Annotated in this window: 10 protein-coding genes; all 10 read right to left on the bottom strand. The window is 72.5% G+C overall.

What is annotated here, in order from left to right; genetic code table 11:
• Positions 1 to 282: 282 nt before the first annotated feature.
• The 10 genes from OG241_RS44315 to OG241_RS44270 all read right to left on the bottom strand — a co-directional run bounded on the left by OG241_RS44315 (position 283) and on the right by OG241_RS44270 (position 11,545).
• Positions 283 to 756, bottom strand: a complete 474-nt coding sequence (locus OG241_RS44315; protein WP_405823997.1) for a phage holin family protein — start codon at positions 754 to 756, stop codon at positions 283 to 285.
• A gap of 29 nt (positions 757 to 785) precedes the next feature.
• Positions 786 to 1,379 carry a GNAT family N-acetyltransferase gene (locus OG241_RS44310; protein ID WP_405823995.1) on the bottom strand — a complete coding sequence of 198 codons (594 nt, stop codon included), beginning with the start codon at positions 1,377 to 1,379 and terminating at the stop codon, positions 786 to 788.
• Positions 1,380 to 1,405: 26 nt separating this feature from the next.
• Positions 1,406 to 1,663 (bottom strand): DUF1049 domain-containing protein, encoded by a 258-nt coding sequence (locus OG241_RS44305; RefSeq protein ID WP_405823993.1) that lies wholly within the window; start codon positions 1,661 to 1,663, stop codon positions 1,406 to 1,408.
• A gap of 74 nt (positions 1,664 to 1,737) precedes the next feature.
• Positions 1,738 to 2,667: an LD-carboxypeptidase gene (locus OG241_RS44300; protein ID WP_405823991.1), complete on the bottom strand. Its 930-nt coding sequence runs from the start codon at positions 2,665 to 2,667 to the stop codon at positions 1,738 to 1,740.
• Positions 2,664 to 4,622 (bottom strand): prolyl oligopeptidase family serine peptidase, encoded by a 1,959-nt coding sequence (locus OG241_RS44295; RefSeq protein WP_405823989.1) that lies wholly within the window; start codon positions 4,620 to 4,622, stop codon positions 2,664 to 2,666. Before OG241_RS44295 ends, OG241_RS44300 begins: the two co-directional genes overlap by 4 nt.
• 14 nt (positions 4,623 to 4,636) lie before the next feature.
• Positions 4,637 to 5,941 carry a M20/M25/M40 family metallo-hydrolase gene (locus OG241_RS44290; RefSeq protein ID WP_405823987.1) on the bottom strand — a complete coding sequence of 435 codons (1,305 nt, stop codon included), beginning with the start codon at positions 5,939 to 5,941 and terminating at the stop codon, positions 4,637 to 4,639.
• Positions 5,934 to 6,767, bottom strand: coding sequence for a M55 family metallopeptidase (locus tag OG241_RS44285; RefSeq protein WP_405823985.1), 834 nt, complete (start codon positions 6,765 to 6,767; stop codon positions 5,934 to 5,936). Before OG241_RS44285 ends, OG241_RS44290 begins: the two co-directional genes overlap by 8 nt.
• 224 nt (positions 6,768 to 6,991) lie before the next feature.
• Positions 6,992 to 7,909 (bottom strand): hypothetical protein, encoded by a 918-nt coding sequence (locus OG241_RS44280; protein WP_405823983.1) that lies wholly within the window; start codon positions 7,907 to 7,909, stop codon positions 6,992 to 6,994.
• 238 nt (positions 7,910 to 8,147) lie between these two features.
• Positions 8,148 to 8,873: a class I SAM-dependent methyltransferase gene (locus OG241_RS44275; protein ID WP_405823982.1), complete on the bottom strand. Its 726-nt coding sequence runs from the start codon at positions 8,871 to 8,873 to the stop codon at positions 8,148 to 8,150.
• Positions 8,874 to 9,073: 200 nt separating this feature from the next.
• Positions 9,074 to 11,545, bottom strand: coding sequence for a SpoIIE family protein phosphatase (locus OG241_RS44270; RefSeq protein WP_405823980.1), 2,472 nt, complete (start codon positions 11,543 to 11,545; stop codon positions 9,074 to 9,076).
• Positions 11,546 to 11,692: the final 147 nt, after the last annotated feature.

Below are 11,692 nucleotides of genomic sequence, written 5' to 3'. Positions count from 1 at the left end.
GCGGGCCGTCCGGTACCCGGCGAAGCCCGCGCCGGCGATCAGGATGCGGGGTCGACTCACGTTTTCGCCTCCGGCGGTGTCGCGGGTGCGGAGCCTTCGGTCAGTCGTACGAACGCCGACGTGGACGTCGTACGGGACCTTCCGCGTCCCCCTGGTCAGGGCACCCAAACGTCTGCCGGCGCCCGGCTCGGCTGACCGCGAAGGCGGACAGTTCCGAGACATGCGGGAACGGGCCGCCGACCCGGCAGGGTCGGCGGCCCGTTCCCGCATGTCTCGTGGCGGTCATGCCCGGTGGTGCGGTCCCTCGGGGTCGGTGCCGTCTCGGCCGGGCGTTCCGGGCGCGGGGACGTTCGGCGCGGCCGGGGGCACGGGCGGCACGTCGACGCCGAACCCGCTCGGGGGCACCGCGGCCGGCGGGTCCGCGGCCGCGCCGACGCTGCCGGCCGGGGGATGCGTACGCGACGGGCCCGGCCGGCCCATGTTGCGCAGCGCGTAGGCCAGGGCACCGAGGATCGCCGCCGTGATGAGAGCGGCGGCCCAGTCCGGCAGCCCCGTCGCCAGGGCCAGCCCCAGGGCGAGCGCGAGCGCCGCGCCCGCGTACAGGGCGACGGCGCCCGACGTGGCGTACAGCGCGGCCGTGCGGCGCTGTTTGCGGGTCTGCTCGCGCAGTTCGTCGCGCACGGCCTCGCGCGCCACCTGCGCAAGCTCGTCGACCAGATGCTTGTCGAGATGTTCCAGGTGATCGATGCGGTCCATGACCGCCGGGTACCCCGGCCCCAGGACGCCTAACGCCGACGGCCGCGCGCGCCCTGCTGCTTCTTCACCATGTCCGAGGTGATCGCCCACCGTTCGTGGTCCCGCCAGGCGCCGTCGATGTAGAGGAAGTCCGGCGAGAAGCCCTCCAGCCGGAAGCCGCAGCGCCGAGCGAGCGCGATCGAGGCGGCATTGCCGGGCTGCACGTTGATCTCCAGCCGGTGCAGCCTCAGTTGCGGCCCGAAGGCGTACCGCACGACGAGACCGAGCCCCTCGCCCATCAGCCCCCGCCCGGCCGCGTGTGCGAAGGCCCCGTAACCGAGGGCGCCGCACAGAAAGGCGCCCTGGACGACGTTGTTGATGTTGATGAACCCGGCGACGGCCCCACCCTCTCCACCGGTCCCGTCGCCCTTCTCGCACACGAGGAACCCGGCCTTCGTCGGATCCTCGATCAGCCGCCCGGCGTACGAGGCATAGGCGTCCGGACTCGCCGGCGGAGCAAGCCAGGGGTGGTGCAGTTCCCGGCTCTCCCGCACCCGGGCGGTGAACTCGGCACCGTCCTCGTAGGTGAACGGGCGTATGCCCACACGGGGCCCTTCGGCGAGATAGTCATTGTGCTCAGACACTCGGTCACCCTACGCGCGGCCCCTGTTCATCTCCGGCGCCGCATGAAGTAGGCCCCGCAGAGGGCGCCGATGGCCGCGGTGCCGAGCAGCGCCATCCACAGCGGCATGGTCACCTCGGGGATCAGCAGCCGGATCCTGGTGGCGCGGGTGTTCTCGAAGATGAAGATCAGGGCGAGCAGGGCGAGCGCCCCGACCGCGACCCTGGCGGGCGTCAGCAGCCCCCGCGCGCCGGTCGCCCTGTCACCACCGGTCCTGCCACCGCTCTCGAAGGTCTTCGGGCTCATGAGGCCAGCATGGGCCGAGCCAGGGCCTCCCGCGCGCCCAGAGGTACGCCGGACGGGTGACGGCACCGCGCCGCTCAGCGCAACGCCGGCTCCTCCAGCGTCAGTGTCCCCGCGTCCGCGTCCAGTTCGGCGGCCACCCCGAACGGGATCGTCAGCGCCCCGTCGCAGTGCCCGAACCCGAACCCCTCCACCACCGGCACCCCGAGCCCGCCGAGCCGGTCGGCGACCACGGCGCGCAGCGCCTCGTACGGACCGCACCGCTCCCACGAGCCGAGCGCGATCCCGGCGACGCCGTCGAGCCAGCCGGTCCGCAGCAGCTGGGTGAGGGTGCGGTCGATCTGGTACGCGCTCTCCCCCACGTCCTCGATCATGACCAGCCCGCCGCGCGCACCGGGCCGGGCGTGCGGGGTGCCCCGTTCGGTGGCGAGCATGATCAGGCAGCCGCCGAGGGTGACGCCCCGGGCCCGCCCGGGCACCACGGGTCCGCCGCCCTCCGGGGCGCTGACGACCCGTACCGACTCCGGATCGAACAGCGTGGCCCGCAGATGCTCCTGGGTGCGCGCGTTCTTGAGGAAGTCGACGGCGGAGATCATCGGACCGTGCAGTGTGGCGAGTCCCAGCCGGACCGCGCACGCCTCGTGCAGGGCGGTGATGTCGCTGTAGCCGACGAACACCTTGGGCCCGGCCGCCCGCAGCGCGTCCCAGTCGAGCAGGTCGACCATGCGCTGCGCGCCGTAGCCGCCTCGGGCGCACAGCACCGCGTCGACCGTGGGGTCGCACCAGGCGGCCTGGAAGTCGGCGGCGCGACCGGCGTCCGTACCCGCGAGGTAGTTGAACTCCCCGTGCCGGTCCAGGACATGGGGTGCGACGACGGGGTCGAGGCCCCAGCCGCGCAGCAGGTCGAGCCCGGACTGCAGCCGCTCCTCGCGCACGGGTCCGCTGGGCGCGACGACGGCCACCCGGGCACCCGGCGCGAGCCTCGACGGCCGTACCAGGGGCTTCACTTGACGAGCTCCAGGGTGGGGATGCCGGGCGGGGTGAGCCCGAAGACCTGTGCGTACAGGGAGAGTTCGGCCTCCAGGACGCGTACGGTCGTGTCCGCGCGCCGGAATCCGTGCCCCTCCCCCTCGAACGCGATGTAGCGGTGCGGCACTCGGCGCCCCTCCGCGGCGAGCCGGGCGAGGAACCGCTCGCACTGCACGGGCGGGCAGATGACGTCGTCCAGCCCCTGCAGCAGCAGGAAGGGGGCGGTGATGTCGGCGGCGTGCTCGGCGGGCGAGCGCTCCAGATAGCGGCCCGGGACCTCGGCGAGCGGTCCGACCAGGGACTCCAGGTACTGCGACTCGAAGTCGTGGGTCTCCCCCGAGCCCCAGCCCGCCAGGTCGAGGATCGGGTAGAGGATCGTGCCGCAGGCGTAGACGTCGGTGCCGGTGAGGGAGGCCGCCGCGGTCCAGCCACCCGCGCTGCCGCCCCGGACGGCGAGCCGGGCACCGTCGGCGGTGCCCTCGTCGGCGAGGGCGAGCGCGACGGCCGCGCAGTCCTCGACGTCGACGACGCCCCACTGTTCGCGCAGCCGGTTGCGGTATTCGCGCCCGTACCCGGTCGACCCGCCGTAGTTGACCTCGGCGACGCCGATGCCCCGTGAGGTGAAGTAGGCGATCTCCAGGTCGAGCACGAGCGGCGCCCGCCCGGTCGGCCCGCCGTGCGCCCACACGACGTACGGGGGCAGCTCGTCGTCGGGCGCCGTGTACCCGGGGTGGTGCGGCGGATAGATGTGGGCGTGGATGTCCCGGCCCTCCGGGCCGGTGAAGGTGCGGATCTGCGGCTCGGGGTAGTGCACGGGGTCGACCGGGTCCTGGTGGGCGGCGCCGATGACCCGGGCCCGTCCCGTACGGGTGTCCAGCTCGACCACCTCGTAGGCGCTGCGCGGGCTGGCCCCGACGGAGACGACCCGCTCCCCGTGCACGGCGAGGGTGGACGCGAACTCGGTCCAGGGGCCGGCCGCGTCGACGACGTCGCCGGTCTCGGGGTCCAGGATGCCGAGCGTGGTCGCCCCGCGTCCGTGCACGACCGCGACGAGGCCGCCGTCCAGCGGGGCGAACCAGCGCTGCCCGACCTTCCACAGCGCCCCGCCGAACTCCTCCGGGCGGGGACACACGGGCAGGTCGTCCCGGTACAGGTTCCACCAGCCGGAGCGGTCGCTGACGTACAGCAGGGCTCCGTCGCTCGCCCAGTCGACCTGCGCGATCGACTCCTCGGGCCCGCCGGCGACCGTCCGGGCCCCGCTCAGCGTGCCGTCGGCGCCCACCTCCGCGAGGACCAGCTCGGTGCCGTCCCAGGGCATGCGGGGGTGGTCCCAGGCGAGCCAGGCCGCGCGCAGGCCGTCGGGCGAGACGCGGGGTCCGGTGACGAACCGGTGCGTATCGTCGGTGAGTTCGCGGACGGCGTCCCGCGCCTCGGCGGCCGACCCGTCCAGCGGCACGGCGGCGAGCACCCGCCGCACGTCGGTGGGTCCGTCGCCGGTGAACTCCTCCAGTACGCACCAGACTTCACCGAGGTCGAGTCGCAACTGCGGCTCCACCCAGCGCAGTCCGCCGCCGACCGGGGACAACGGCGTGAGCGGGCGCGGTTCCTGACCCTCCTCAAGGCGGTACAGCCGCTGATCGGCGAAGTTGACGAAGACGACCAGCGGGCCGTCGTCGCGCATGACGCCGGCCCACGGCTGACCGCCGTACTCCATGACCCGACTGCGCACATTCCACGGCGCGTCCAGGACCGACTCCTGGGAACCGTCCGCGTGCCGCCGCACCAGGGTGCGCCGACCGCCCTCGGTGGGCCGGGGTTCCGTCCACCAGGCCTCGTCGCCGACGAAGCCCACGCAGTCGGGCGACCCGTCGTGGGCGGCGGCGAGTTCCGCGTCGATGGGCGAGAGCCATGATCCGTACGGCAGTGTCTGCACTGTCTTCCCCACTCCTAGGCCGTGCGCAGGAACCGGTCGAGCACCCGGACGCCGAAGTGCAGCGCCTCGACCGGGACGCGCTCGTCGACACCGTGGAAGAGTGCCTGGTAGTCGAGGCCCTCGGGCAGCTTCAGCGGTGCGAATCCGTATCCGGTGATGCCGAGCCGCGAGAACTGCTTGGCGTCGGTGCCACCCGACATGCAGTAGGGCACCACCAGCCCCTCGGGGGCGAACTCCTCGACTGCGGCGCGCATCCGGTCGTACGTGGGTGAGTCCACGGGCGCCTGCAGGGCCACCGAGCGGTGGTGGAACTCCCAGGTGACGTCGGGGCCGGTGAGTTCGTCGAGGGTGGTGCGGAACTCGTCCTCGCAGCCGTGCAGGAAGCGTCCGTCGACGTACGCGATGGCTTCCCCGGGGATGACGTTGACCTTGTAACCGGCGTTCAGCATGGTCGGGTTGGCGCTGTTGCGGATGGTCGCCTCGACGAGCCGGGCGGCGGGTCCGAGCTTGGTGAGCAGGCCGTCGACGTCGTCCAGGTCGGGCTCGATGCCGTGGACGGCGGCGAGTTGGGTGAGCGCGGCCCGGACGGTCGGGGTGAGACGCAGCGGCCACTCGTGGGCGCCGATGCGGGCGACGGCGGCGGCGAGGCGGGTGACGGCGTTGCTGTGGTTGACCTTCGAGCCGTGCCCGGCGCGCCCCTTGGCGGTCAACCTGAGCCAGGCGGTGCCGCGTTCACCGGCGGCGATGGGGTACAGGTGGCGTCCGTCGCCGTCGTGGAAGGTGAACGCCCCGGACTCGCCGACCCCTTCGGTGCACCCGTCGAACAACTCCGGGTGCTCGGCGGCCAGGAACTCGGAGCCGTCCGCCGCGCTGTCCTCCTCGTCGGCGGTGAACGCGACCACGATGTCGCGCCGGGGCCGGACGCCGTGGCGGGCCCAGTCCCGGACGACGGCGAGGATCATCGCGTCCATGTTCTTCATGTCGACGGCGCCCCGCCCCCAGACGACGCCGTCGCGGATCTCCCCGGAGAACGGGTGGACGCTCCAGTCGTCGGCCCGTGCGGGTACGACGTCGAGGTGGCCGTGCAGCAGCAGCGCGTCGGCGGAGGGGTCGGTGCCCTCGATCCGGGCGACGACGTTGGTGCGCCCCTTCGTCCGCTCCAGGAGCTCGGGTTCGAGGCCGGTCTCCGCGAGCAGCGCGGCGGCGTACTCGGCGGCGGGCCGCTCGAAGCAGTCGCCGCCGCCGTGGTTGGTCGTGTCGATCCGGATCAGGTCCGAGGTGAACGACACCACCTCGTCGAGCGCCTGCTGGTCAGCCATACTGCTCCTCCACCGCGGCCGATGCGATCGTCGTGACCGCCTTGAAGGTACGAATGCCCTCGTACATTGTGCCGCTGGTGTACGCCACCTTGCGCTCACCGATCCGCGCGACCCCGGGCACGACGGTGGCGGCCATGGCGAGATGCTCGGCGTCGAACTCCAGGGCGACGGTGAACGGGCCGCCGACGACGGGCTCGTGCCGCACGGCGAGCGCGGCGGCCTCCTTCGCGGCGGCCCGGATGTCGGCCGCGGTCCTGGCGGGCGTCCGGCACACGGCGGCGTACCGCGACACATGGTCCTTGACGGCGACCTTCAACGCCTCGGGCGCGTAGCCGAGGGCGTCCTCGCAGGCGACGTCGTCACCGGTGACGAGCACGACGGGAACCCCGTACTCGGCGACCACATGGGAGTTGAGGAGCCCTTCGCTGGCCCGTACGTCGTTCACCCACACGCCGGTGATGGAGTTGGCGAGGTAGGTGTGGGCGAGGACGCCCTCCATGCCGGCGCCCGCGTGATAGCCGACGAAGGCGATGCCGTCGACGTCGCCGTGCTGCACGCCCTCGACCATGGACAGCGACTTGTGGCGCCCGGTGAGCATCTCCACCCGCTCGTCGAGCCGTTCGAGGAGCAGGTTGCGCATGGTCCAGTGGGCCTCGTTGACCAGCACCTCGTCGGCGCCCCCGTCGAAGAAGCCGAGCACGGCGGCGTTGACGTCCGAGGTGAACATCGAACGGCACCGCTCCCACTGCGGGGTGCCCGGCAGTACGTCGGCCGGCCAGGTGACGCCGGTGGCGCCCTCCATGTCGGCGCTGATGAGGATCTTCATCGTGAGACAGTCCCGTCGCAGGTCAGCGGCTCGCTGTCCGAACGTTACGCGCCGGGCTCCGTCCCGGCCAGGAAGCCCCGCTTCCGCCCCCCGGGTGAAGTCACGGATCTCCGCGCCGAACCGTTCGGTTGCCGGGCAAACACGACAGCCCCGCCTCCCTGCGGAGACGGGGCCGTCGAACGGATCACTGCCCTACGGGACGACGGTGGTCCGTCGGCGCCCGGTCAGGCGCGGCGGGAGCGGCGGGCCAGGAAGAGCGCGCCGGCGCCGAGGGCGACCACGACGGCCGCCACACCGGCGATCGGGCCGACCGGCGCGCCGGCGCCGGTCTCCGCCAGCGGCGGGGTGCTCTCGCTGGGCGAGGGCTCCGGGCTGGTGGGCGGCGTCGACTCCGCCGGGGGCACGTCCGGGGTGGTGGGCGGCGTGGTGGAGGTGGCGGGGGTGGTCGGCGGGACCGTCTCGACCGGCGGCTCACTGCCCGCGGGGGTCGTGGGCGGCGCCGGGGTGGTGGGCGTGGCCGGGGTGCTCGGCGCGGGCTCCGACGGCGTGGGGGCGGGCGGCTCGGAGGCGCCGGTGTCGCACGCCTTGTCCCCGCCGTTCCAGGCGGCTATGAGGTGGTACGGGGTGACCACGTTGCCGGGCTGGTAGGGAGCGGGACCGTGGCCCTCCCCGGTCTGGCCGTCGTACGCGATGTCGTCGCCGTACAGGTCGATCTGCCCGTAGCAGTCCGGGGACTTCACGCTCAGCTTCTGCCAGGTGTGCTCGGCGCCGCCGGCATCGGCGACGTCGGCGGAGGTGAGGTAGACGGTGTCCTTGTCGACCATCGTCTGGTGACCGGAGGTGTTCCAGTTCGGACCCTCCGTCGTGTACTCGGCCAGGGACACGGGGTACTTGCAGCCTTCCCCGACACTCTGGCCCGGGGCCAGCCGCACCTCGACGGCGCCGGGAACGGTGCTCCACGCGTGGAACCCGCCCTGGGAGGTCCAGTCACCGCCGTCGATGCGGTACTGGACGGTGGCGGACTGACACGTGCCGCCCGTGGTCGCGCTCGCCGTGCCCGCCGCGAGCACGGGTACGGCAGCGGCGGCGAAAGCGGTTGCCGCGAGGACGGAAAGAGTTCTGGGGTGGCGCGAACTCGACAAAATGGGCCTCTGTGGATCGTGGCGTGTGGGAGGTGTGTCTAGCGCCAGCGACCGGCGCGGCGGACGCCACGAAGGGTCACGCGGCCAGGTCACTCGCGTTACTTCGCTCGCTTCAGTCACAACGAAGTGATGCGAATTCTGGTCACCTTTCACGACTCTCGTCAATCCTTCACGGGATCATCACATACCAGATTGATCACGGCGGCCGTCGGCCTCGCGGTTCCGGCCGCCGCGATCCTCAGCGCTGGCGCGCCACCACGACCCATTTCGAGGGCAGCACGACACGGGTTCCCTCGGGCGTGTACTCCGTTGTGGTGAGGGGGAGTTCGCCGCTCGCGAGGACCTCGAGGCCGGCGGCGCTCAGGTACACCGGCACCGCCGAGTCCGCCACCTCACCGGGCGCGATGCCGTGCTGGAGAACCGGGCGCAGCTTGGGCGGAGGGCCCTCGGGGCGCTGGGCGAGGTCCATCAGCAGGGGGCGCGCGTCCTGCGACAGTTCGACCAGGAAGGCCCGGCCGCGCTGTCCGATGAGGGTGGCGATGCCGTCGACGAGTGTCTGCCGGTCGTCGGCGTCGCACTGGTGGAGCACCCCGCGCATGTACAGGTTGGTGTCGCCGAGCTTGCCGTGCAGTTCCTCGACCTCGGTCTTCTCGGCGCAGTCGAGCACTTCGTACTCGGCCGCGCCCTCCGGGTCGGCCTGCCGGGCCCGCTCGATCGCGGCGGCCGAGAGGTCGGCGCCGACGACCCGGGTGAACCGGTCGCTGAGGAACCGGGTCTGGGTGCCGTTGCCGCAGCCGAGGTCGAGAAGGGGCAACTCGAAGTCCGCGAGGTGCGGTTCGAAGACGGCGAGGTGGAGGCCGGCGGTCAGCATCGGCTCCGAGTCCCAGAAGACGGCCCCTTGTTCATGGGGGGCCTCGCTCCAGAAGCCCTCCCAGGACTCCCTGTACCGACTCGTCACGCTCATGCCCAACTCCCCAGGGTGCGACGGCTGCCCGTCCTACGTGACGGGCCAGTTCGGTCTACCGTGCCCCGGTTGCGCTCACAAGCGCACCGCGTATTCCTTCACGGCTCGTTCGAGAGGTGTACGCCGGTGTGCGCCTCGCACGCCCCGACCCCGCGGCAACAGCAATCCAAGCACAGGACACTGACGTCACCGACGGAGCGTCAGCGCCGACGCGGCAACGTGAGCTCGAACCACACGGTCTTGCCCGTGCCCGTACGGCTGGCGCCCCACTCCCGGGCCAGTGTGCTCACCACGCGCAGCCCGCGGCCGAACTCGGCAGTGGGCTCGGCGCTGAGCAGCGTGGGCAGGGTGTGGTCGTCGTCGTCCACCTCGCACAGCAGCGTCTCGCCGCGCACGAGCCGCAGTTCGAGGGGACGGCCGTGCGAGCGCCGTACGGCATTGGTGACGAGTTCGCTCACCAGCAGCTCGGCGCTGTCCACCAGCCGCGCCAGGCCCCATTCGTGGAGCTGTTCGCGGACCACGGCTCGGGCCCGGCCCACCTCGGGCGGGCTCGGGGCGAGCCGCCATTCGGCGACGTCGTCCGGTTCGATGCCGCTCAGCCGGGCCATCAGCAGCGCCACGTCGTCCTTGCGGCCCCCGCGCGGGTTGAGGGCGCGGATGATCGTGTCGCACGCGTCGTCCATGGAGGCGGCCGGGTGGGCCGCGGACTCGCAGAGCGTCGCCAGGCCCACCCCGATGTCCTCACCGCGCACCTCGACCAGGCCGTCGGTGCACATCACGAGCCGGTCCCCGGGCGCCACGCGCACGCGTACCGCCTCGAAGGGGACTCCGCCGACGCCGATGGGCGCACCGGTGGGCAGGTCGAGCAGTTCGCTCCGGCCGTCCTCGGCGCGGACCAGCACGGGTGGGATATGGCCCGCGTTGGCGAGGTGCAGCTCGCCCGCGATCGGGTCGTAGACGGCGTAGAGGCAGGTCGCGAGATAGGTGTCGCCGAGGCGCTGGGCGAGGTCGTCGAGGTTGCGCAGAAGCTGGGCGGGCGGCAGGTCGAGGGCGGCCATGGTCTGCACGGCCGTCCGCAACTGGCCCATCATCGCGGCCGAGTTGAGGCCGTGTCCCATGACGTCGCCGACGACGAGAGCGGTGCGGGCGCCGGGCAGTTTCACCGAGTCGAACCAGTCGCCGCCGACCCGGCCGAGCAGCGTGCCGGGCAGATAGCGGGTGGCGATGTCACAGCCCGCCATACGCGGCGGGATGTTCGGCAGCATGCTGTCCTGGAGGGTCTCGGCGACGCTCTCCTGGTAGGTGTACATGCGCGCGTTGTCGAGCACGAGGCCCGCGCGGGCGGCGAGTTCGGCGCCGGTGACGCGGTCCATGTCGTTGAACTCGACGCGCTCCGGGTGGCGCAGCAGGATCATGAAGCCGAGGACGACGTTACGGGCCTTCAGCGGGACGACCAGCATGGAGCGACCGGTGATCAGCGGCCGGATGTCACGCTTCTCGAACTGTGAGGCGATCATGTGCCCCATCTGCTCGCTGATGCGCGGCACGAGGACGGGCTGGCCGCTGGTCATGCACTGGAAGAACGGGGTGTGCGCCGGGAACGGCATGGCCTCGCCGACCGGGACGACGTCGTCCCAACGACCCGGTTCGTCGGTGTGTTCGAGGGCGACGCGGTGCCACATCGTCGTCGTGTCGGGCACGCCGTCGGGGAACCCCTCCCCCGCGACGACCTGTTCACGCAGATAGGTGCCGGCCACATCCGTGAAGCGGGGTACGACGGCCCTGCTGACCTCGACGATCGTGCGGGACAGGTCGAGCGAGGTGCCGATGCGTCCGCTGACCTCGTTGAGGAACTCCAGCCGCTCGCGCACGGCCGCGTACTCGAGGTCCTCGACGTCGTCCTGGAGGTCCTCGGGCAGGGTCTCGCCGGCCTGCGCCGCCCGGGCCGCGCGCTCCCGGCGGGCCTTGCGCTCGGCACGCCGGGGCACGCCCCAGTCGGGGGTGACGGGAATCAGGTCGTTCTGGCTGAACTCCAGGACGGGATAGCCCAGTTCGAGAACCTGGGAGACGATGCGTGCGCTCTCCCCGACGCTCATGCTGGGCAGGATCTCGGGAAGCCTGTGGGCGAGTTCGTCGGCACCGGGGAAGTCGGTGTGCAGGGCGAAGCCGGGCGCGATGCGCTCGACGGCACCCTCGTCGTCCTCGTGGCGCAGCCCGTCGGTGTCGGCGGCCAGCACGAGGAGCCGCTCAGTTCCGGGGCCCACCAGGGGGTAGGCCCACCACAGCACGTCGACGCGGTCGCCGTCGCGGTCGGGCACCGCGAGACGGGCGCGGCCAGCCGCGCGGTAGGGAAGCCGGCCGTCGAGGGAGGACTCCAGGTCGGGTCCGAGGTCGTCGTGGGCCACGTACGACCCGTAGGGGGTCGTGTTCTCGTCCGCGATGTCGGGGAGGGCTCCGGAGACGGGCAGCAGGTCGACGGCGGGCCGGCCGAGGGCTTCCTCCTTGGACGCGCCGAACAGACGCCGTGCGCCCCGGCTCCAGTGCGAGACCATGCCTTCGCGGTCGACCACGACGACGGCCAGCGGGATCCGGCCCGCCGGGGCGTGCTCCGCCGAGGCGCTCTCCCCAGCCCCGCGGCTGGGAGGTACGCCCGTCTCGGTGCCACGGTCCATGGCGCAGGCCCCTTCTTCCCACGGCTCCGCAAGATCTGTGCCGTCGTCACCACCGTACGGCGCCGGTCCGTCGCGATGTGTGGCAATCCGGTAATTGGTCTTGGCCGTTCCGCTCCGGCGCGCGGACGCACGCCCCGCGCGCCGGTA

Origin of the sequence: Streptomyces sp. NBC_01390 (assembly GCF_045040105.1) — a bacterium.
Classification (GTDB): Bacteria; Actinomycetota; Actinomycetes; order Streptomycetales; family Streptomycetaceae; genus Streptomyces.
This window is presented reverse-complemented; position numbering and strand designations above follow the sequence as displayed.

Excerpts from the sequence above, each read along its gene's own strand:
- OG241_RS44315 (WP_405823997.1), bottom strand. The coding sequence starts at position 756 with ATGGACCGCATCGATCACCTGGAACATCTCGACAAGCATCTGGTCGAC.
- OG241_RS44305 (WP_405823993.1), bottom strand. The coding sequence starts at position 1,663 with ATGAGCCCGAAGACCTTCGAGAGCGGTGGCAGGACCGGTGGTGACAGG.
- OG241_RS44270 (WP_405823980.1), bottom strand. The coding sequence starts at position 11,545 with ATGGACCGTGGCACCGAGACGGGCGTACCTCCCAGCCGCGGGGCTGGG.
- OG241_RS44290 (WP_405823987.1), bottom strand. The coding sequence starts at position 5,941 with ATGGCTGACCAGCAGGCGCTCGACGAGGTGGTGTCGTTCACCTCGGAC.
- OG241_RS44285 (WP_405823985.1), bottom strand. The coding sequence starts at position 6,767 with ATGAAGATCCTCATCAGCGCCGACATGGAGGGCGCCACCGGCGTCACC.
- OG241_RS44275 (WP_405823982.1), bottom strand. The coding sequence starts at position 8,873 with ATGAGCGTGACGAGTCGGTACAGGGAGTCCTGGGAGGGCTTCTGGAGC.